This window comes from Shouchella oshimensis (assembly GCF_004375095.1).
GTDB classification, from domain to species: Bacteria; Bacillota; Bacilli; order Bacillales; family Bacillaceae_D; genus Shouchella; species Shouchella oshimensis.
The window spans coordinates 191148-212489 of record NZ_SNUX01000003.1 but is presented as its reverse complement, the minus strand read 5'-3'; the positions used below and the strand labels follow the sequence as shown (position 1 = coordinate 212489).

Below are 21342 nucleotides of genomic sequence, written 5' to 3'. Positions count from 1 at the left end.
TTATTCTTCTACTCATGTAGTGTATCACACTATAAATCTTCATCACTACGCCTGCACTTCCTTGATTAAAACGTTCATTTTCTGTCTAAACTGAAGGAAAGAGGAGGCGAATCATGGAAATTAATGTGGATCGAAAACGCTCTGTGGAGGAAATTGGAAATTTTGTCTGTACGGAAAAAGAAAAACTATTCGTTCTCGTGTTAGATAAAGGGGACAAATACCCCTATTTACTCTTATCGTTACAAACGTTTCATATCATCCAAAATTACGATAGCATGCCTACTCGTGAAGAGTTAGAAGAAGATATAGGGGAGAAAATAAAAGAAATTTATAGTCAAAACTACGCATCTATCACACTTGTGTAGCAGAATACTTTTTCTTTTTTTCAGAAAGCAACTCGTTCAAAGAAGAAAATCATTTGTTTGAACGTGGCTCTCTAAGAAGTAAGGAAAGAGCTATTAAGGTTTTGATTAAGCTACAAATGGACCCAAAAAACTCCTCAAATCAAGTTGCGTGATTTCAGGAGTAGTGTTAAATCTATTTATTTATTGTGCAGAATCGGCAGTCGATTGTTCATACCAATTATCCAATACTTTAGCATCTAAAATGCGTTTTTTAATATAAATCGTTTGCTTTTTAAGAAAAAGCTCTTCCCAGTTCACTTCAAAATCTGAAGCCATCTCAACAAGTGTTAACAGCTCTTGCCAAGCCACGTATCGTTTGTACCAAAAAAACGTAGGCTGTTCTGAGATATACGGATAGAGATCATCAAATTCTGTATGCTTACAGTCGATTGTACGCTCAAATTGAAGCTTCGCTTTCTCTAATCGCTCTTTCAAATATGGTTGCAATTCAGTCTGTTTCACTATGATGCCCCCCTCGTGCTTTTTGTAATTATAGCACAATTCTTCCATCTGTACAGAACAGAAAAATCACGAACTTCATCAAAAATTATGTTAAAAACCGACTTCTCTCTTCTTCAGTTGGTAAACGACATGTGGTTTTCTTGCCGAATAAGCGATAACGATTTGCAGCAACTACATCGTAAAGCTTATGTCGAATTAAACGTGGAACCCACTTTCCAGCTCCTAGTATAAACCAACCCCCAGTCAATTTAGGTGCTACCTTTAATACTGCATCGCTTTTTACGTAGGCTTTGTCATCCTCAATTACCACCATTGTGTTTAAATCGACTTCAAGTTGATATTCTTTTAAAAGTGATTGGCCTTTTTCAGATTGGAGAGAAGCAAATTGATAGTATTTTTCTTTGTCTCGTTTCATGACGAAGTCTACAAGATGATTACACAAACTGCATACACCATCGAACAATAGAATTCCACCCACATGATCACATCCTTCCTCTATAATTAGCCTATCATAACAAGCATTAACATTCCTATTGTTTGAATCATTTTTTCTTCATCCTGTTTCCATTGGTTACAAAACAATTCAGTGAGGGCATTTTTCTTATTTTGTTTCCATTACATGAATCCCTCCCCCACCTTTTGAAGCCCCTATATTAGGTGCTTCTTTACATTTATGTAACAAAGCAGGCATTACGACTTATTTCTCCAAATCGAATTGAAACGTTTTTTCCATCCTTTTTCACTTTATCTCTCTCCACACAGTTGGTACACTATCATGTAGTCAAAGAAATAGAAGGAAATGTGGTGATTGGTTATGTTTTCAACTGCACAAATAGGCATTGATTTAGGAACAGCAAACATTTTAGTTTACAGTAAAGAAAAAGGTATTATTTTAAACGAACCATCTGTCGTAGCACTTAATATAGATACAAGAGATGTATTAGCGATTGGAATCGAAGCAAAGAAAATGGTAGGGAAGACCCCTTCACATATCGTTGCCGTTCGTCCATTACGCGATGGTGTTATTGCTGATTTCGATGTTACAGCTAGCTTATTAAAAGAAATTATGAAAAAAGCAAGCAAAAATATGGGACTTGCCATGCGCAAACCAAATGTAGTTGTTTGCGCACCAACCGGATCAACATCCGTTGAAAGACGTGCCATTTTAGATGCTGTACGTAGCTGTGGTGCGAAGAACGTTCATATTATTGAAGAACCTGTTGCAGCCGCTATTGGCGCTGACTTACCTGTTGAAGAGCCAACGGCAAATGTCGTTGTCGATATTGGTGGTGGCACAACTGAAGTGGCGATTATTTCTTATGGTGGGGTTGTCTCTTCTAATTCCGTTCGCGTTGGCGGAGATAAACTTGACGAAGCCATTATTCAATACGTACGAAAAACATACAATATTTTAATTGGTGAGCGAACAGCAGAACAAATAAAAATAGACATCGGTTATGCACCAATTGAGCACGAGAAGCTGACAATGGAAATTCGTGGACGGGATCTCGTAAATGGGCTACCAAAAACGATTGAACTCCATTCATTCGAAATTCAAGAAGCCATGGGCGAGCTCTTGCACCAATTATTAGAAGCACTTCGAGCAACACTTGAAGATTGTCCTCCTGAATTGAGTGGAGATATCGTTGATCAAGGAGTTCTTCTTACTGGAGGCGGTGCCCTTTTAAACGGACTAAAAGAGTGGATTTCAGATGAAATCTTTGTTCCGGTACATGTTGCACCGAATCCTTTAGAATCAGTGGCCATTGGAACAGGCCGTTCCTTATCGTTTATCGACAAACTTCAAAAAGCTACTATATAACCACGTTTAGAACATGACATGAAAGAAGCGCTGCGATAACGGCTTTCTGCGAAAATTACAGTTTTTTTCTGTAATGATAGTGCAAGGCTTTACGCTATGCGCTTCTTTTTTTGCCTAATCTCCTCATTTCTTCAATATGCACGTTTTCGATTTTCATAAAAATGCACTAAACCTAATTCCTCATTCAAAAGCCATTCCATTTCTTTTAAGTCTTCTCGTATAACCATTGTATCCATCTCAGACCACTGAACCGAATATACGAAATAATAGTTTCTTACCATACGAAAGGTAACAACTGAGGACGGAAAGCGGTTAAAGATAGCTTTTATTTGGTTTCGTTTCCAATATGAATAGGAGACCAATTCCACAATCCATACACCTCCTCCTCACATCAACTCGTCATGCAAATAAATGGCCTGCTGCTCTTTTTTGATATACCCTTTTCGAATGTTTTCACTCACTCGTTGAAAATAAAACGCTACTGGATATTCAGGGCGCTGTGCGTACACGGTTGCAACTACTTTTTCGATTGGGACAGGCTCCTTAAACTGCCTTAATGCCTCAAGAATCTCCGGATCGAAGTAGCCATCCTTACGTACTTCGTGTGTAAACCGATCCATTCGTTCAACTAATTGTTTATGTTCTACGTTAGAAAAGGATGGGACCATCACACTCCACTCTTTTTTTGTAAGTGGAGGTTGTTGCGCCAACTCGGTAAAAAGCGTTGGGGCGCGTTCATGAATGTGTAAGGGTCCAGGAACTAGTCGAAGCGTTAACCTTTCTGAATGATTTAAACGCTCTGCTAACTCCATAAATGCAAGCTCTTCTCCAGCAGATGGCCCAATCCATGCGGTAACAAACCCTACTTCTAGTGCTGTTTGAATGGCATCTCGTTGCAGCTGCTGTTGCTTTCGTACTTTCGTTCTTTCCTCTTGAAGTTGATTCACACCTAATAACGCTTCAATACGCTGCATACGTGTTTCTTCATTTTTTAAAATGCCTAGTTGCCAAAATGGCTCATACATGAGTTGTTCTTCATTTTCAAAGGGCGTTTTCACATTCGTTGAAAAGAACAATTGTTTTTCCATTTAGAACACCTTCTTTATTTCATTAAATGAGGATACTGTTTATTCATATAATCATAATAAACTTGTTCTTGCTTATCATACGAAGCTTGATTGTATTTCTGTTGGTTTTGTTCGGCTTTAGCAATAAGCGCCTCTGGTCGATGCCACATACCGTTTTTCACAACCCATTCGATCAGTCGTGTTGCTGAAATATCTTTCAAAGGGTTGCTTTTCAAGATAACAAGGTCAGCTTGTCCCCCTACTTTACAGACACTGTTCAAACCGAAAAGTTTACTAGGAATCGATGTTGCTGATTGGATCGCTTCAAAAGGAGAGAGGCCGCATTGGACGAGTAATTGCAATTCTCGATGTAAAAGCTGACCCGGGTACGTATCGACTCCTGCAGGTGAATCCGTTCCTGCTAATATCGTGCCTCCTTTTTCATGGTAGGCGGTCGTGATTTGTTTGCTCACTTCCAATAGTCGTGTTTGTTTACTTGACTGAATGTATGGTCGTACATAGTTCCAATGCTCCTCCAAGCTTGTCAACGCGCTCGTTTTAACAGATGTTGAAATGCTCCAATGAGACTCTTTTGTTCCTTGTGCAAATAAACTTAAGGTTGGTACGATTACGACTCCTGCTGTTATCAATTCTTCACACAAGGTAGAAAGCTTATCTTCGTCTAAACCTTTCTCAAGTAACGCTCTATCTTCTTTATCTGAAAGCAAGCTATGCCAACTTGGAATAAGAGACTGAATGATTCCAGAATTATGTTCTAAAAAACGAATACCCATTTTAGCAGCCGTTCGTGCGTCAACATCGGTAGAGGCTAATAAGTCAGCGCTAACATCAAGTTTGCATTTGGCAGCTTCGTTTACCACTGCCTCCATAACGTCTCTTTTTAATCGACCATAGACTTTAATAAAAGATGCGCCTACGTCAACTTGTCGCTTTACTTCTTCTATAGCGTCATGCTTAGACTGCGTAGAGAACGAGCCACTACTCGTCTTCCCCCATAAGCCGGGTACACCATCAATCATTCGATCAGCAGTAAAAACGGTTGGGCTAAAGGAGGCGTACTGGTGATCCTTTAATGGCTTTAAATGAAGCGAATTTCCTGCTGTATTCCGAACACTTGTAACACCAGCAGCTGTAAAAAGTGGTGCATATGCAGGCTGTATATGACAATGATTATCAACCAGTCCAGGTAATGCATACGTTCGCAAATGAGAAATTGGTGCCTCCATCATTTCTGTAACTTTTCCATCGTTAATTGTAATGGTTTTGCCTTCAAACTGTCCTGTTTCCAAGTTTAATACGTTAAGTGTCTCCATTTGCTTCACACAGCCACCACCTTAACAGCTATTTTTTATTTGTAAAAAGCTTACCATATTCTTTCTATACCCACATGGTTCAAAATCAAAAAAGCCCGCTCCTATAGAGCAGGCTCGATTACTAATCAATTGGTCGTTTCATAATGCCATATAGAACGCCTGTCACAATGGCACCAATAATAATTGCGAGTGCATAAAGTCCCATATAGGAGAACGTTGAATCATTTACGAGCAACATGGTAAACACGCCACCGTGAGGAGCTGGCAACGTAATTTGGAACAACCCTGTCAGCCCTCCTGCAATTGCTGCACCAATAACACTTGCTGAAATAACACGGACCGGGTCTGCTGCCGCGAACGGAATGGCACCTTCTGTAATAAAGGATGCACCAAGTACATAATTGGTTCGTCCAGACTCACGTTGCTGTTTTGTAAATTTATGCTTCCAGAACGTTGTCGCAATAGCTATTCCTAGCGGTGGCACCATTCCTGCTGCCATAACAGCCGCTTGGGGACCAAGGTTCCCTGCATCAAGCATGGCAATACCGAATGTATAAGCGGCTTTATTAATGGGTCCCCCCATATCAATGGCCATCATAATGCCAAGAACAACCCCTAAAATGACCATATTTCCTGTTCCTAAATTACCAAGCCAGTTTTGTAAACCCGTATTTACAGATGCAAGTGGGGTAATAAGGACATACATAATTAAGCCGGTAAAGAGTATATTTAAGACTGGCGTAAAGAGAATGGTTTTTAAACCGTCTAAAGACTGCGGGATATTGGAAAGTAGTTTTTTTACACCTAAAGCCATATATCCTGCAAGAAAACCTGCTAATAAGCCTCCTAGAAAACCAGCGTCTCCATTATACGCCATGTATCCTGCGATTAAGCCAGGCGCAAATCCGGGACGGTCTGCAATGCTCATCGCAATAAAGGCTGCTAAGACTGGAATAAACAGCGCAAATGCGTTATCGCCACCAATAAAGCCTAGAATATTCGTGACGACGTTATCTTCCCCTAATAGGGCATCCACTTCAAATAAGAAGCTGATTGCAAGAAGGATTCCACCACCGATAACGAACGGTAGCATATTGGAAACACCATTCATTAAATGCTTGTAAACACTTTTCCCAAAACCACCACTTGAATGACTTTCTCCACTCTCTTCTTTCTGACCACCTTGAGCAGAGTAAACAGCTTCTTTCCCTGCTAATGAGCGATCAATTAGTTGGGCAGGCTTTCGAACACCATCTGCTACTGGTGCAATGACTATGCGTTTTCCATCGAAGCGATCCATCTCAACTTTCGTGTCTGCCGCCACAATGATGCCATCAGCTCGGTCAATGTCTTCTTTTGTAAGACGGTTTTTCACGCCACCTGAGCCATTTGTTTCTACCTTTATAGAAAAGCCTCGTTCTTGTGCTTCTTTTTTTAGCGCATCAGCAGCCATATACGTATGGGCGATACCCGTAGGACATCCAGTAACACCGATGATAAATGTATCATCAGCAGATGTAGACTGAACTTCCTCTTCTTCCTCGTCACTTTCTTCCGCTTCTTTTCTATCAATAATCGCCATAACGTCATCAATTGATTGAGCGTCCAGCAGTTGATCACGAAAGGTCGTATCCATTAGAAATGTCGATAACTTCGAGAGGGTTGCTAAGTGTTCGTTATTTGCACCTTCGGAAGCAGCAATCATAAAAAACAGCTGACTTGGTTGTCCGTCTAGTGCTTCATAATCAATCCCCGTAACTGAACGCCCAAAGGCAATGGCAGGTGTTCGAACAGCCGCTGTTTTTGCATGTGGAATGGCAATTCCCTCACCTAACCCTGTCGTACTTTGATCTTCTCTTGCTAAGATAGCTTTCTTATAATCCTCTTTATTATTCAATCGCCCTGCTTCATCAAGCTTCATCACTAATTCATCAATGACATCTGCTTTTGAAACCGCTTGTAAGTCAAGTATAATGGTATCTTTCTTTAGTAAGTCAGAGATCCTCATCTCGTATCTTCCTCCTTATATGGTGCTCACTTCAATTTCTTTTTCTAAACGTTTTACTTCCGCTAGTTCACCAAAGCCAAGGGAAAATGCGGTTGCACTTCCTGAAGCCATTCCGAATCGAAAGGCATCCTCTACACTTGCTCCTTCATGATGAGCATGAATAAATCCAGCAACTGTCGCATCACCAGCACCGACAGAGTTTATCAATTCTCCTTTTGGTGCATTTGCACTGTAAATACCATCTCTTGTTGCCAGTAATGCCCCATCTCCTGCAAAACTAACAAGAACATAGTCAACACCTTGTTCAACAAGAGCTTTGGCATGAGGAATCGCATCTTCTTTGGTGGTAATGACTGATTGTGTTAATTCCGCTAACTCATGTTGATTCGGTTTAATGAAGGCTGGTTTTGCTTTGATAACCTGTTTTAGCGCTTCACCACTTGTATCAACAAAAACATGTACACCTTGTCCATTTAATTGTTCTGTCCACTCAGCATATAAATTCGCTTGTAGCGATGGGGGGATACTACCTGCTAACACAACGATGTCGCCTTTATTTAGTTGTTTAAACTGCTCTTCTAGAGTGGCTTTATCACTTATCGTAATTTCAGGAGAGAAACCATTTATTTCGGATTCTTCTTCTGCCTTTATCTTTACATTAATGCGTGTATCACCTTTAATACGGATAAAGTTTGAATCGATGCCATCTTGCATAACGGCTTCATGAATAAAGTCACCTGTAAAACCACCAATAAAGCCGAGTGCTGTGGAATGAGTCCCGTACCTCTTTAATACCTTTGATACATTGATACCTTTCCCTCCAGCTACTTTTCGATCGTTTGTTGAACGATTCACATGACCAACATGTAATGTTGGAAGGGACACATAATAATCCATTGCGGGGTTTAAGGTCACCGTATAAATCATAGCTTTACCACCTCTACTGCCGTGCTTTTCTGTAATTCTTGATAGAGCTTCTTTCGTTCTTCTTCAACGTATGAGCTTGTTACAATGTGTACGTCTTGAATAGAAGCGAATGTTGAAAATGTAATGTCACCAAACTTCGTGTGATCGGCTAGCACAAACGCTTGCTGAGCATATGCAATGGCTTTTGCTTTAATATAGGCTTCTTCTGGATCTGGTGTGGTAAATCCATCTTTAAGTGTAAGACCATTCGTTCCAATAAAAGCTTTGTTAAATCGAAAACTTGAAATGGCTTCAATGGCACCTCTTCCCACAAACGCATACGTGCCTTTTTTCACAAGCCCCCCAAGACCATGTGTATGAATATCTGCCTCTAGTAACGCTTGAATATTCATAACACCATTTGTGACTACTTCTATGTTCTTTCCTTTTAAATAAGGAATCATTTCATACGTCGTACTGCCAGCATCTAAAAAAATACAATCGCCATCTTCCACCCATTCAGCTGCTCGTTTAGCAATTTGCTTTTTCTCATGACTGTTTTTGAATGATTTTTGAGCCATCGTTGGTTCATCTCTCATCGTTTGAAGTACCGTCGCGCCACCATGTATGCGCTTTAATTTCTTTCCTTGTTCAAGTTCAGTTAAATCTCTTCGTATTGTTGATTCTGAAGAACGAGTAGCTTCAATAAGCTCATAAATTTTCACTACTTCCCGTTCTTGAACAAGCTTAAGAATCATTTCTTGTCTCTCTACAGTTAACATACATACACCTCTTTGCTTACAAGACTTTTTCATTATACATTCAAAAACAATCACAATCAATCATTTTCGATCATTTTATATGTGACAACTTTATCCTTTAAACGTCACAAAAACGCTAGTAATCGTATCGTAGAAAAGAGGTAGCTGTTTTTTAGCTTCTCCCTTAACTTGTCCGTTACTAGCGTTCCATATGAATCTCATTTCGTTGTCTACTTTAACTGTTCCACTTTTTCAGCTAGCTCTGCCCAACGTTCAAGTGTCTGGTCAAGTTCCTCATCAACAACTTCTTTTTCCTTCATCGTATCAGCGATTTTACCGTAGTCACTACCTGCTTCTTGAATGATTTCCTCTAATGACGCTTGCTTCTCTTCGAGTGAAGCGATCTTTTCATCTATTCCGTCCCATTCTCTTTGTTCCTTATAGGAAAGCTTCTTACCAACTTTTTTCCGCTCAACGGATGGCTCTTTTTCTTTCTTTGGAACAACTTCCGTTCGTTTCTCTTCAAGGTAATCTGTATAATCCCCTTGATAACGTTGAACAGTTCCATTTTCAAAAATAAGCATTTGCTCGACGACACGGTCAAGAAAATAGCGATCATGAGAAACGGTTACAACTGTACCAGGAAAGGTTTCAATATAGTCCTCTAAGACCGCCAGTGTTTCCACATCTAAATCGTTGGTTGGCTCATCTAAAAATAGTACATTCGGTTCGCCCATCAATATTCGCAGCAAGTAAAGACGGCGCTTTTCACCACCTGAAAGTCGTCGAATAAAGGTCCATTGTTGTGCTCTCGGGAATAAAAAACGCTCAAGCATTTGCTCAGCCGTAATTTGATCCCCCTTGGCGGTGTATACCACTTCAGCTACTTGTTTAATATAGTCAATAACAGTCAGATTCCCATCAAGCTCAGCATCTTCCTGAGTGTAATAGCCAATTTTTACTGTTTCTCCAACAATACATGCACCACTATCAGGTTCCAAACGAGTTGCCATAATATTGAGAAGCGTTGTCTTCCCACTCCCGTTAGCCCCAATGATGCCTAATCGCTCTTGGTTAGTAAGTAGATAAGATAGGTCTGTAAACAAAGCCTTACCATTGAGGGTTTTGCTAACTGCTTTCAATTCAATGACTTGCTTCCCTAAACGTTGTGAACCAATTGCAACATCTAATTGCTCTTTACTTTTTAAACCCTGTTGATTTTTTAAGGCTTCCACTCGCTGGATTCGCGCCTTTTGCTTCGTTGTTCGTGCTTTTGCCCCTCTTTGAAGCCAAGCCATTTCTCGTCGGAGTAAATTTTGTCTTTTGGCTTCTGCTTGTTCAAGGTGTTCTTCCCGGAGGGCGCGCTTTTCTAAATATGTCTCAAAGTTCCCTTCATATTGATACAGGTTTCCGTTTGTTAATTCATAGATCATTGTAGCCACTCGATTTAAGAAATAGCGATCATGAGTAATAACAACTAGGGCACCTCGATACTGATGTAAGTGCCCTTCAAGCCATTCAACAGTTTCATGGTCAAGGTGGTTTGTAGGTTCATCAAGCAATAGTAAATCAACTGGCTGAATAAGTGAGCGGGCAATTGCTACTCGTTTCTTTTGTCCTCCAGATAATGTAGAAAGGGGTGCTGTCAGATCAAAAACACCCAATTTACTAAGGATTGTCTTTGCCTGTGTACTCGCTTCCCATCCATCCACTTTATCCATATGGGCTTGTAACGTAATTAGATTTGATTGCAATCGTTCATCCATTGGATTTTGTTCAAGCTTTGCTAATCCTTCTTCGTAACGAGCGACCGTTCGCAGTAATTCTGACTCACTTTTAAAGATATAATGAAGGACCGTCTCGTTATCTGGAAGTTCCGGTTGCTGCGCTAGGTATTCAATGGTAAAGTCATTTGCGTGGAATAAAGTTCCTGCTTCTTTTCCTTCCACACCTGCTAAAACTTTAAGAAGTGTAGATTTCCCAGTCCCATTTACTCCTAATAGACCTATTCGATCTCCAGCTTCAATTGTAAAATCGATAGAGTGAAAAAGCGCTTTTTCCCCGAACGTTTTACTTAGCCCTTCAACTCTTATTAAACTCATGAACATCTTCCTTTTTCCATATGATTCGTTATCTATGCAGTATAGCACACTGTACTATTGATAAGGCGCGTCTTCATAAAAGAAGTTCGGTGACTTGATTTCATTATGAAATGTCTGATGAAAAATAGATGTTTGTGCCGGTGACATAGGCGGGATTAACCAAGTCCAGTCTCCTGTTACTTCTCGTTGCTGCTTTGCTTCATTTTTCATAAACTGTTGAAATTGTTTTGCAGCAGTATGATGATCAACAATGCTGACACCATCTCGTTGAAACGAATGTAAAACGGCACGATTTAACTCAACTAAAGCCTCATCTCGCCATAGGGAAGATTCTTTTTTTCGCTCGATGTTCAATTGATCGGCTACTTGTTCTAAGCGATTGTAACGAAAATCATCAGCTAAGTTACGGGCGCCAATCTCGGTCCCCATATACCAACCATTAAAAGGCGCAGCAAAGAAGGACAAGCCACCGATCTCTAACCTCATATCAGCAATAATTGGCACCGCATACCACTTTAATCCTAAATCGTTAAACGATTTGTAAGTTGGGTGATGCAAACGCACTTCCTTCACAAGTTCTTCTGGTATTGGATAATAAACAGGTGGCTGTCCTTTAATGGAAAATACAAGGGGAAGCACGTCAAAATCAGTCCCATTCCCCTTCCAGCCCAACGCTTCACAAAGACGTGTAAATTCAAGGGAAGCTGGGTCCCCAATAACGTTCCTGTTCTTTTCATACCCTGCATAACGGATAAGCTGATGATTCCAGATGCGTACTACATCGCCCTCCGGAAAAATCGTAATCGTAGGAATAATTTTTCCTTCATTTGTAGCATACATAATGTGTCGCTTTAATGCCTCAATCACGTCACCTTTCGTTCGTGCATCCCTCGCATCAAATACATGCATTCGTTCCCAAAACAGTCTTCCAATACAGCGATTGCTGTTTCTCCACGCCAATTTGGCTCCATACGTAAGCTCATCAAGTGTTAACGTGTATGACCCCTTAACATTTATCTCTTGAAGGACCTCTTCAATGCGTTCTGATACTCCTACTCGGCTCGTCTCTTTATAAAATTGCTTCAGAAATGCTATCGCTTGTTGCTCCCGTTCGATTTCCATAAATGTCAATAATCCTCCTAAAAAAACTGTGTAGCCGATTGCTACACAGTTTTTTGGCTATTGCTTTTTATCGATTTCCGCTTTAATATCGTTTTCTATTTGACTTGGCTTCGTTTGTGGCGCGTACCGCTTCACAACTTGACCATTTCGATCAACTAAGAACTTCGTAAAGTTCCATTTAATCTCTTCGCCTATTGTACCCTTTTTTTCACTTTTTAAGTGCTTAAAAAGTGGATTAGTGTCTTTCCCTTTTACATTGGTTTTTGCAAAAAGAGGGAAGGTCACACCGAAGTTCAATTTACAAACACTTTCCATTTCATCATCTGATGTTGGCTCTTGATTCATAAATTGATTACTTGGGAAGCCTAATACACGTAATCCGTCATTTTGATACGTTTGGTGAAGCGATTCTAAGCCATCAAATTGTGATGCAAACCCGCATTTTGTTGCTGTATTCACAACAAGAAGAACGTCACCTTCATAATTTGATAATGGAAAATCTTCACCATTACTCGTTTTTACCGTGTAATCAAACACAGACATGTTTACCTCTCCTCCATTGCTTCTTTTCAACAAGTATAAAGGTTCTGCACCCACAAGAAAACTAATTTGCTCACGCCTTATGCCTTCTAGCAAACTCTACAAAGCGGAAGCGATCTGGACGGTGTCTTGATTCTGTTATTTGCAGTAAAGTGGCATCTTCCAAATACGTTAAACTGTGCACAACAACGATGTGACTTTCTGGTTCAACATCGAGAAGTTCAACATCTTCTTCGGTAGCAACGTCGACGACAATCTCTTTTTTGGCGAAGCTAATTGTCAGTTCCAACGTATTCTCAATGTACGCGTAAATACTCCCAGCACAAATATCTGCTGTTAGTCCTGGCACAAGTGCTTTTGGGAACCAATCTTTATCAAGAATGATCCGCTCACCATCAATCATTCGTACCCTCGCAATTTCTAGAAGGTTCTCTTCCTCAGGCAGTTGAAATGCGTGAGCTTGTTCTGCTGTTGCTTTTAGTTCATTAAACGCTACAACAGCTGTTGATGCATTCATACCTAATTTTTGATTTAACTCTTGAAAACTTGTTACGCCTGAAACAGGAAAATCAAGTCGCTGTACATCTAATACAACAGAGCCCTTCCCTTGAATCTTCTGAATGTACCCATGTTCAGAAAGCTGCTTTAACGCTTTACGAATGGTTTCTCGCGAAGCTTCAAATTGAGTCGTTAGCTCATGTTCCGACGGTAATGTATCACCTGGCATATAGCGTCCTTCATGAATATCACGTATTAAATGTTGGTAAATGGAATGAAATTTACTTTTCAACGTATCGCCCTACTTTTTTAACAGAAATGCGATGGTTTCGTAAGGTTCTAACTCTAATGATGCTGTTAGCTTCTTTTCACCATCATAATTTCGTATGACTTGTTCTCCTTCTAACGATACCATAGAAGCAGGGCACGTGAACACGGATTTACTACGATAAAAGTTTGAGATAACGAGTAGCTTCTCCTGTTCATTTTCCCTTACATAAGCAAACACAGTTGGATGATTACGTGTTAAGTGAGTGTAATTCCCATCTGTAATGACATCGTACTCTTTCCTAAGTGAAATAAGCTTTTTGTAGAAATAAAAAATCGAATCTTTATCTGCTAACGCCTTTTCAGCATTAATATGCTTGTAATTGTTCGCAACATGAATCCAAGGTGTTCCTGTCGTAAATCCAGCGTGACGGTCATCGTTCCACTGGACAGGCGTACGAGAGTTGTCACGGGATTTATGTTGTAAGATTTCTAGAACGTCCTTCTCATTTTTCCCATCTTGAAGCAATTCTTTATACATATTCAACGACTCTACGTCTCTGTAATCATCGATAGAGGTGAAATATGGATTGGTCATGCCAAACTCTTCACCTTGATAAATGTAAGGCGTACCTTGCATAAGATGAATCGTCGCAGCAAGCATTTTGGCAGAGTGTTGGTGAAACCTTTTATCATCACCATAACGACTCACAATCCGTGGCTGATCATGATTACACCAGAAAAGCGCGTTCCAGCCACCACCTTCATGCATTCGTACTTGCCATTCAGATAGAATTGATTTTAATTGTTCGAAATCAAATTCAGCAACAGTCCACTTCTCACCGTTTGGATAATCGACTTTTAAATGGTGAAAATTAAACGTCATGGATAACTCTTGACGCTCCGGGTTTGAATAGTTAATACAGTCTTCAATCGTTGTCGAGGACATTTCTCCGACTGTCATGCTGTCGTATTTAGACAATACTTGTTGATTCATTTCATGGATAAACTCATGAACACGTGGTCCATCTGTGTAAAATTTACGTCCATCACCAGGAGCTACACTACCATCATCATTTGGAAAACGCTGGTCTTTTGAAATCAAGTTGATAACATCTAAGCGGAAGCCGTCAATTCCTTTTTCAAACCAGAAGTGCATCATATCATAGACATGCCGACGCATTGTTTCATTCTCCCAATTTAAATCAGCCTGAGTTACATCAAATAAGTGCAAATAATAGTCTTGGGTCGCTTCATTCCATTTCCACGCAGAGCCTCCAAATTTTGATTGCCAATTTGTCGGCTCTTTTCCTTCTATTGCTTCTTTCCATATATAGAAATCGCGAAACTTTGCATCTTTACCTTGCATCGCCGATTGAAACCATTGGTGTTCAGTAGAAGTATGGTTTACAACTAAGTCCATTATGACCTTAATGCCACGTGAATGGGCTTCTTCTAACAACTGATCAAAATCTTCCATAGTTCCATACTCGTCATGAATTGTGTAATAATCCGCGATATCGTAGCCGTTATCCTGTTGTGGAGACGTATAAATCGGTGTTAACCAAATAACGTCAATTCCTAATTCTTTTATATAATCAAGCTTCTCAATGATCCCTTGTAAATCACCGACACCATTACCTGTTGTGTCATTAAAGCTTTTTGGATAAATTTGATAAACCGTACTTTTTCTCCACCATTCCATTACAGTTCACCCTTTCATTGGTATCATACGTACTTAGTTTACCACACTTGTATATACAAGTAAAAAAAGACCTGCTTAAGGCAGGTCTTCCTTTTAAAAAACGCTATGAATGCCTATAGTTCTAACTCTTGCACTACTTTCCTATTCATGTAGGCTTTTCGGGTTTCGAATTTTCCCGTATAAGAGGGTTGCAATAAATGGCAATAAGATGACGATTCCCATACCAATCGCAAATGCTCCCCAGCTACCAGGCTGAATAACGAAAATTCCAGGCACTCCACCTACTCCAACTGTGTGGGCTAATACATTTTGCATGGAAATAAACATTCCTGCAAAACCAGAGCTAATAATAGCTGCTAAAAACGGGAAGCGGAAGCGAAGGTTCACTCCGAATAATGCTGGTTCTGTAATTCCTAACCATGCTGATAGGCCGGATGTACTCGCTAACCCTTTTAGGTTCTTATTTTTTAGTACAAAATACATAGCAAATGCAGCAGATCCTTGGGCAATATTAGAAAGCGCTAAGATTGGCCATAAGAAGGTACCACCTGCATCTCCACTCGTTAACTGTAAGTCTACAGCTAAGAAGGTATGGTGCATCCCGGTAATAACGAGTGGTCCATAAATAATTCCATATAAGAATCCAGCAATAGCAGGGATTGTATCGAATAACCAGATAAATCCGTCGGCAATGCCATTTCCAATAGCAAATGTAATGGGGCCAACAGCAATAAAAGTGATAAAGCTCGTAACAAGTAAGGCAATTGGTGCAACCGTTAGTAAATGGAATGAATCTGGTATGCGTTTCCTTAAGAATACTTCAATCTTTGCAAGAATAATGGATGCGACAAACACTGGTAAAACTTGTCCTTGGTAGCCAAGCTTTTGAATTTCTAATCCAAACAGGTTCCAAACAGGAATCTCCCCTGCTTCACGCGCATTTCCGTAATCCCACGCGCTTAATAATGCTGGGTTAACAAGAATTAACCCTAACACAATACCAAGTAAAGGGCTTCCACCAAATCGTTTTACGGCTGACCACCCTATTAGCGCTGGTAAGAACGTAAAGGCGGTGCTGGCAATTACGTTAATGATATCCGCAAAATCAGTCCATTGAGGATGAACATCAATAATGGATGCATTGTCATAAAAGATGTCCGTTCCAGTCAAAACGTTGTTTAACCCCATTAATAAACCAGCCGTTACAATTGCTGGCAAGATAGGGATGAAGACATCTGCCAATACTTTAATGGCTCTTTGTAAGGGGTTACCTTTTTTAGCAGCGGCTTCTTTTACATCGTCTTTTGACTGCTCTTCACGTCCCGTAAGCGCCATTAATTCTTTATACACTTTATCAACAACGCCGTTTCCTAAAATAATTTGAAACTGTCCGTTTGCTGAGAATGTTCCCTTCACCACGTCAAGCTCTTCTAACGCCTTTGTATCAACTTGACTTTCATCTTGCAATACAAGGCGTAGTCTTGTTACACAATGAGTGGCAGAAGAAATGTTCGCTTCTCCACCAATGGCCTCTAAAATCTGCTCGGCAGACTTTTTATAGTTAACAGCCATCTTGTTTCCTCCTTTGCTAACGTTTTCAAAAACGTCGCTTTTATTCTTCTTTAATTTGTATATACAAATATATTATTCGCCTTGATCATACCTTGTATATACAAATTAGTCAATAACAATGATAGCCATTTTAATCTTAATTTCTTCTTCCCCTTTTTTGATCGTGTTACACTACTAAAAAAGGAGGTTTCATAAAATGCAATTCGATCCACATTCCCATCCATATCCTTCCACAACAATGCCGATTTATGCAAAAAAAGGTATGGTCGCAACATCACAACCAATCGCCGCTCAGGTTGGCAGAGACATTTTAAAGCAAGGTGGAAATGCAGTTGATGCTGCCATTGCAACAGCCGCTTGTTTAACCGTTGTGGAACCATGCTCAAACGGAATTGGTGGCGATGCCTTTGCAATAGTCTGGCTAGATGGTGCTATTTATGGATTAAACGGTAGCGGTCCATCACCTGAGGCATTAACCATTGAGGAAGTGAAACAGCGAGGGTTTGATTCAATGCCGACAACCGGACTCATACCCGTAACGGTCCCTGGAGCACCTGCTTCATGGGCAAGTCTTTCCGAACGTTTTGGTAAATTATCGTTACTAGATGCACTCCAACCAGCCATCGACATTGCAGAAGAAGGCTTTGCGGTCACCCCTACGATTTCAAGACAATGGAAAATGAGCTACAATCGCTTTAAGAAGCAACATACAGCTGAAGAATTTACCGCATGGTTCGATACATTTTCGTTACATAACCGCGCCCCTGAACCCGGCGAAATATGGCGATCTCCCAATCATGCCAAAACGTTGCGTTTAATTGGTGAAACAAACGGAAGAGCTTTTTACGAAGGGGAATTAGCTGATCAGATCGATGCCTTCTTTAAAAAACATAACGGCTATTTACGTAAAGAAGATTTAGCAGCATACGAACCTGAGTGGGTTCAACCGATTCGCACGAATTATAAAGGGTATGACGTCTGGGAGATACCTCCTAATGGGCAAGGCTTAATTGCTCTTATTGCGTTAAATATTCTCGAAGCATTAGAGATTGGCGAAAAAGAAAGCGTAGAAACGTATCACAAACAAATTGAAGCGATTAAGCTTGCTTTTACTGATGGAAAAGCGTATATAACCGATGAAGGTCACATGAGCGTACCTACGGCATCACTGCTTAATAAAACGTATGCAGCCAAACGGGCAGCAGAAATTACGGATCAAGCTACATTGCCTACCGTTGGTAAACCAGTCGGTAGTGGGACCGTATACCTTTGTACAGCTGATGAGGAAGGCAATATGGTCTCGTTTATTCAATCGAATTACATGGGCTTCGGTTCAGGACTTGTTGTACCTGACACCGGTATCTCCTTACAAAATCGCGGGCATGCTTTTTCTTTAGATGTTAACCACGATAATGCGCTGGCACCGAAGAAACGTCCGTACCACACTATTATCCCTGGCTTCCTTTCTAAAGATGAAAAAGGTATTGGCCCATTTGGCGTTATGGGAGGGTTTATGCAGCCACAAGGACATGTGCAGGTAGTCATGAATACAATTGACTTTCTTCTACACCCTCAAGCTGCTCTAGACTCCCCTCGCTGGCAGTGGACTGAAGGAAATAAAGTGTTACTCGAACCAACATTCCCGCGCCATATTGCAGAAGGCTTAGCTCGAAAGGGTCACGAAATCAGCGTTGCAAATGATGTCATTTCTTTCGGAAGAGGTCAAATCATTTGGAAAGATGAAGCAAAGGGTTCTTATGTCGGTGGCATGGAAACACGAACTGACAGTGCCATTTCCTCGCTTTAATATAAAAAACCCCTCCAATGTCGACATTGGAGGGAACCTATTATCTATCCTTCTTTCGATTTTCCTTTATATCTATTGCACTTCCTCATTATCGAAATAACTTGCTTTCACCAGGCCGCATTAACATATTTAGCTTGAGCTTTTTGCAAATCGTAATATAGTGCAAAATGGTCAACAAGACTGCACTCATATTCATGCCAATAATAATACCGTTCATCTGTAAACTTGGCATTGAACCTAACGAAATCATTAAACAGAAAGATACAACCGTTGCATAGAATGAATGAAGAAACGCATCTTTTACGAGTCCAATTCCAATTAAATACGCCTGTAAGGGTGTTGCACAATACTGAAATAAAAAATAAGGAATTAAAATTTTCAAGTAGTCTGCTGCTGGAGATGGTCCAAAAAACAGGGTTGTTATTGGTTCAGCAAAAAAATAAAACACGAGTACAACTGGTAATCCATAACCAAAAGTAACAAGTAATGACAGCCTCAGATAATAATGAAGCGTATCATAGCGACGTTTTGCGTAACTATCAGCAACGATTGGTATAAGCACTACAAGAAGCGAGTGCGCGACAAACGCAGGAAAGAATCCGATGGTAAATGCAATTCCTGCTAGTTTTCCATACTGTACAAGGGCAACACTTTCAAGAACTCCTGCATTCGTAAGGGCAGTTGTAATTAAAAATGGCTTTACTGCAAACGTAATGGAATGAAAGATGCGTAAGCCTGTTGTCGGAATGGATACAGCCAATAATTTTTTCTGTACTTCCTTTTGACTAACTTTCTTTTGTGGGTGACCCTTTTTCGTTTGATGTATCTTGCGAATAAATACAACTACTAAATAAAATAAAACAAGTAGTTCACTAAGTTTCAATGCTAATAGTGCCATAAAGATTGCAAGATCGCTCGTAAAGGAAAACATATAAAACACAATAAGCAATCCACTAAGCTGAGCAGTTCGTTTTAAAATATTTGCGATTGCAATTTTAGACGTTTGGTGTGCACCAATTAGATAGCCCTTTGCAACGGATGAAAACGTAATGACTGGTATAAGTAAAAAAAGCATCCACTGTACACCGACATGATACTGCTGTAGCACACTTAATTGAGGTAAAATGAGGAGCGCTGCAACCATCACAGTTAACGCACAAATGGTTGCTAGTTTCAATGACTGTACCAGTATACCCCAATGATAGTTTGGCTCCTTTTCCGCAATTAACTTTGATATCGCAACAGGTAACTCTACACTTGCTAACACAACAACAAATAACATTGTTGGCAATATCGCCATGTATAGTCCAAAGGCTTCATCACCTAATTCTCTAGCTAATACCATATTAATAACAAATTCCAAACACTCTCCTATAAAGGCAGCTCCACTTAAAACAAGTACACCACGGAAAAACGTACCCAAAACTCATCTCTCCTTTTCTCTCTTTAATAAGGTATGAGACAAGTTCATATTTTAAGACAGAAAAAAAACAAGCGTAATCGCTTGTTTTATTCATCCCAAGTATCTGCATTCTTTAAACCAGGTATATTCTTGCTTTTAAATACAGGGTTTTTCCCTGCTTTTCGTTGCACGACATAATCGTTAATAACAGCAAGCGCAATTTTACTTATAAGCACAATGGAAATTAAGTTTACAACTGTTGTAAACGCCATAAAGACATCTGCCATATCCCACACAAGTCCAATACTAGCAAGAGAACCAAAAACGATCATCCCCATAACCGCTAGACGGTAGACTTGAAGCCAACCAGTTCCTTCTTTAATGAATGCAAGATTCGTTTCTCCGTAGTAATAATTTCCTACGAGAGAAGTAAATGAAAAGAAGAAGATTGCAATTGCAATAAACGGAACTGCCCAATCACCGACTAGTAGACTTAACGACTCTTGTGTTAAAGCCACACCGTTTACTCCTTCTGAAGCAAACAAATAGACATCCGTTAACAAAATCACAAAAGCGGTTGCCGAACAAATAATAATCGTATCGAAAAAAACACCCAACGATTGGACAAGCCCTTGTTTTGCCGGATGCGATACATCTGCTGTAGCAGCAGCATTCGGCACACTCCCCATTCCAGCCTCGTTTGAAAACAAGCCTCTTTGAGCACCAACTAGTAAACCAGCAAAGATTCCTACACTTGCTTCCTGAAACCCAAAAGCATTTCCTACTATTAATGAGAACACTGCTGGAATCGCTTCTGCATTTGTCACAACGACAAATCCAACAACTCCAAGATATAGTACAGCCATTATCGGTACAACAATACCTGAAAATACAGAAATAGAACGAATGCCACCAAAGATTATGACACCGACTGCAAGGGAAATAATAATTCCAACAACGAGCGGGTTAAATTGAAACGCATTTTCAAACGCAACAGCGATAGTATTTGCCTGTAATGAATTAAATATAAAGCCAAACGTAACAGCAATCAAAACTGCGAAAATGACACCTAACCAGCGTTTCCCTAACGCACGCTCAATATAATAAGCTGGTCCTCCTCGGAATTGACCATCAACACGGACTTTATACACTTGTCCTAACATACTTTCAATAAAACCCGTCGCCATACCAATAATAGCAATGACCCACATCCAAAAAATAGCTCCAGGACCACCCATAACGATTGCTAAGGCCACACCAGAAATATTGGCAGCACCTACACGTGACGCGGCACTAATACAGAACGCCTGAAAAGCAGAAACTTCTCCTTTTTTTGTTTTCTTTTCAGTAATAGCCCGAAACATTTCTGGAAATAAACGAAATTGAACAAAATTAGACCGAAAAGTAAAATATAGACCTACGCTAATTAAAGCAGCAACAAGTATGTATGATGTAACACCATTAATGCTTTTTATAAAATCATGAAATGCGTCCATTTGTATCCTCCAATAGTCAACTAAAACAATCTTTGAATTATACCAAACTACATATTTTTTTGCAATT

Annotated in this window: 19 protein-coding genes; 3 read left to right on the top strand and 16 right to left on the bottom strand. The window is 40.1% G+C overall.

The window, feature by feature from the left end; genetic code table 11:
* Positions 1-113 precede the first annotated feature (113 nt).
* Positions 114-365, top strand: coding sequence for a hypothetical protein (locus tag E2L03_RS11780; protein ID WP_038478279.1), 252 nt, complete (start codon positions 114-116; stop codon positions 363-365).
* A gap of 180 nt (positions 366-545) precedes the next feature.
* Here E2L03_RS11780 and E2L03_RS11775 read toward each other — a convergent pair whose 3' ends face one another.
* Positions 546-866: a hypothetical protein gene (locus E2L03_RS11775; RefSeq protein WP_038478276.1), complete on the bottom strand. Its 321-nt coding sequence runs from the start codon at positions 864-866 to the stop codon at positions 546-548.
* An 85-nt stretch (positions 867-951) separates the two neighbouring features.
* The gene (locus tag E2L03_RS11770; protein WP_197196471.1) at positions 952-1344 is read right to left on the bottom strand and encodes a thiol-disulfide oxidoreductase DCC family protein; all 393 of its coding nucleotides are present in this window, start codon (positions 1342-1344) and stop codon (positions 952-954) included.
* Between the two features lie 336 nt (positions 1345-1680).
* Between E2L03_RS11770 and mreBH the strand changes: the two genes are divergently transcribed.
* Complete coding sequence (mreBH, locus tag E2L03_RS11765) at positions 1681-2688, top strand: rod-share determining protein MreBH (RefSeq protein WP_038478270.1); 1008 nt, start codon at positions 1681-1683, stop codon at positions 2686-2688.
* 131 nt (positions 2689-2819) lie between these two features.
* Here mreBH and E2L03_RS11760 read toward each other — a convergent pair whose 3' ends face one another.
* The 12 genes from E2L03_RS11760 to treP form a co-directional block, all read right to left on the bottom strand.
* Complete coding sequence (locus E2L03_RS11760) at positions 2820-3056, bottom strand: protein YuzH (protein WP_038478267.1); 237 nt, start codon at positions 3054-3056, stop codon at positions 2820-2822.
* Between the two features lie 18 nt (positions 3057-3074).
* A complete protein-coding gene (locus E2L03_RS11755) occupies positions 3075-3776 on the bottom strand; it encodes a hypothetical protein (RefSeq protein ID WP_124741693.1) in 702 nt (233 codons plus the stop codon).
* Between the two features lie 14 nt (positions 3777-3790).
* Positions 3791-5089 carry an amidohydrolase family protein gene (locus tag E2L03_RS11750; RefSeq protein ID WP_241741801.1) on the bottom strand — a complete coding sequence of 433 codons (1299 nt, stop codon included), beginning with the start codon at positions 5087-5089 and terminating at the stop codon, positions 3791-3793.
* 121 nt (positions 5090-5210) lie between these two features.
* Positions 5211-7097 (bottom strand): PTS fructose transporter subunit IIABC, encoded by a 1887-nt coding sequence (locus E2L03_RS11745; protein WP_124741691.1) that lies wholly within the window; start codon positions 7095-7097, stop codon positions 5211-5213.
* A 15-nt stretch (positions 7098-7112) separates the two neighbouring features.
* Positions 7113-8024 carry a 1-phosphofructokinase gene (pfkB, locus tag E2L03_RS11740; protein ID WP_055735142.1) on the bottom strand — a complete coding sequence of 304 codons (912 nt, stop codon included), beginning with the start codon at positions 8022-8024 and terminating at the stop codon, positions 7113-7115.
* Entirely contained in the window at positions 8021-8785 is a 765-nt protein-coding gene (locus E2L03_RS11735) for a DeoR/GlpR family DNA-binding transcription regulator (RefSeq protein ID WP_124741689.1), read from the bottom strand. Before E2L03_RS11735 ends, pfkB begins: the two co-directional genes overlap by 4 nt.
* A 209-nt stretch (positions 8786-8994) precedes the next feature.
* Positions 8995-10866, bottom strand: coding sequence for an ABC-F family ATP-binding cassette domain-containing protein (locus E2L03_RS11730; RefSeq protein WP_134259262.1), 1872 nt, complete (start codon positions 10864-10866; stop codon positions 8995-8997).
* 54 nt (positions 10867-10920) lie between these two features.
* The gene (locus tag E2L03_RS11725) at positions 10921-11988 is read right to left on the bottom strand and encodes a nitric oxide synthase oxygenase (protein ID WP_134259261.1); all 1068 of its coding nucleotides are present in this window, start codon (positions 11986-11988) and stop codon (positions 10921-10923) included.
* Between the two features lie 57 nt (positions 11989-12045).
* Positions 12046-12531 carry a glutathione peroxidase gene (locus E2L03_RS11720; protein ID WP_134259260.1) on the bottom strand — a complete coding sequence of 162 codons (486 nt, stop codon included), beginning with the start codon at positions 12529-12531 and terminating at the stop codon, positions 12046-12048.
* A 70-nt stretch (positions 12532-12601) separates the two neighbouring features.
* Entirely contained in the window at positions 12602-13318 is a 717-nt protein-coding gene (treR, locus tag E2L03_RS11715; protein ID WP_055735146.1) for a trehalose operon repressor, read from the bottom strand.
* A 9-nt stretch (positions 13319-13327) separates the two neighbouring features.
* Positions 13328-14998, bottom strand: a complete 1671-nt coding sequence (gene treC, locus E2L03_RS11710) for an alpha,alpha-phosphotrehalase (protein WP_134259259.1) — start codon at positions 14996-14998, stop codon at positions 13328-13330.
* A 141-nt stretch (positions 14999-15139) separates the two neighbouring features.
* Positions 15140-16570 carry a PTS system trehalose-specific EIIBC component gene (gene treP / locus E2L03_RS11705; RefSeq protein ID WP_038478235.1) on the bottom strand — a complete coding sequence of 477 codons (1431 nt, stop codon included), beginning with the start codon at positions 16568-16570 and terminating at the stop codon, positions 15140-15142.
* A gap of 196 nt (positions 16571-16766) precedes the next feature.
* Here treP and E2L03_RS11700 point away from each other — a divergent pair, with 196 nt between their 5' ends.
* The gene (locus E2L03_RS11700) at positions 16767-18377 is read left to right on the top strand and encodes a gamma-glutamyltransferase family protein (protein WP_134259258.1); all 1611 of its coding nucleotides are present in this window, start codon (positions 16767-16769) and stop codon (positions 18375-18377) included.
* 88 nt (positions 18378-18465) lie between these two features.
* On the opposite strand, the gene E2L03_RS11695 is transcribed toward E2L03_RS11700, so the two are convergent.
* Both E2L03_RS11695 and E2L03_RS11690 read right to left on the bottom strand, forming a co-directional pair.
* Positions 18466-19800 (bottom strand): polysaccharide biosynthesis protein, encoded by a 1335-nt coding sequence (locus E2L03_RS11695; protein ID WP_038478230.1) that lies wholly within the window; start codon positions 19798-19800, stop codon positions 18466-18468.
* An 86-nt stretch (positions 19801-19886) separates the two neighbouring features.
* Positions 19887-21275 (bottom strand): alanine/glycine:cation symporter family protein, encoded by a 1389-nt coding sequence (locus E2L03_RS11690; RefSeq protein WP_134259257.1) that lies wholly within the window; start codon positions 21273-21275, stop codon positions 19887-19889.
* Positions 21276-21342: the final 67 nt, after the last annotated feature.

Coding starts and splice junctions, on each gene's coding strand:
- E2L03_RS11725 (WP_134259261.1), bottom strand. CDS start 11,988: ATGGAAATCGAACGGGAGCAACAAGCGATAGCATTTCTGAAGCAATTT.
- pfkB (WP_055735142.1), bottom strand. CDS start 8,024: ATGATTTATACGGTGACCTTAAACCCCGCAATGGATTATTATGTGTCC.
- E2L03_RS11780 (WP_038478279.1), top strand. CDS start 114: ATGGAAATTAATGTGGATCGAAAACGCTCTGTGGAGGAAATTGGAAAT.
- E2L03_RS11720 (WP_134259260.1), bottom strand. CDS start 12,531: ATGTCTGTGTTTGATTACACGGTAAAAACGAGTAATGGTGAAGATTTT.
- E2L03_RS11690 (WP_134259257.1), bottom strand. CDS start 21,275: ATGGACGCATTTCATGATTTTATAAAAAGCATTAATGGTGTTACATCA.
- E2L03_RS11700 (WP_134259258.1), top strand. CDS start 16,767: ATGCAATTCGATCCACATTCCCATCCATATCCTTCCACAACAATGCCG.
- treC (WP_134259259.1), bottom strand. CDS start 14,998: ATGGAATGGTGGAGAAAAAGTACGGTTTATCAAATTTATCCAAAAAGC.
- E2L03_RS11745 (WP_124741691.1), bottom strand. CDS start 7,097: ATGAGGATCTCTGACTTACTAAAGAAAGATACCATTATACTTGACTTA.
- E2L03_RS11735 (WP_124741689.1), bottom strand. CDS start 8,785: ATGTTAACTGTAGAGAGACAAGAAATGATTCTTAAGCTTGTTCAAGAA.
- treP (WP_038478235.1), bottom strand. CDS start 16,570: ATGGCTGTTAACTATAAAAAGTCTGCCGAGCAGATTTTAGAGGCCATT.
- E2L03_RS11755 (WP_124741693.1), bottom strand. CDS start 3,776: ATGGAAAAACAATTGTTCTTTTCAACGAATGTGAAAACGCCCTTTGAA.
- mreBH (WP_038478270.1), top strand. CDS start 1,681: ATGTTTTCAACTGCACAAATAGGCATTGATTTAGGAACAGCAAACATT.
- E2L03_RS11730 (WP_134259262.1), bottom strand. CDS start 10,866: ATGAGTTTAATAAGAGTTGAAGGGCTAAGTAAAACGTTCGGGGAAAAA.
- E2L03_RS11750 (WP_241741801.1), bottom strand. CDS start 5,089: ATGGAGACACTTAACGTATTAAACTTGGAAACAGGACAGTTTGAAGGC.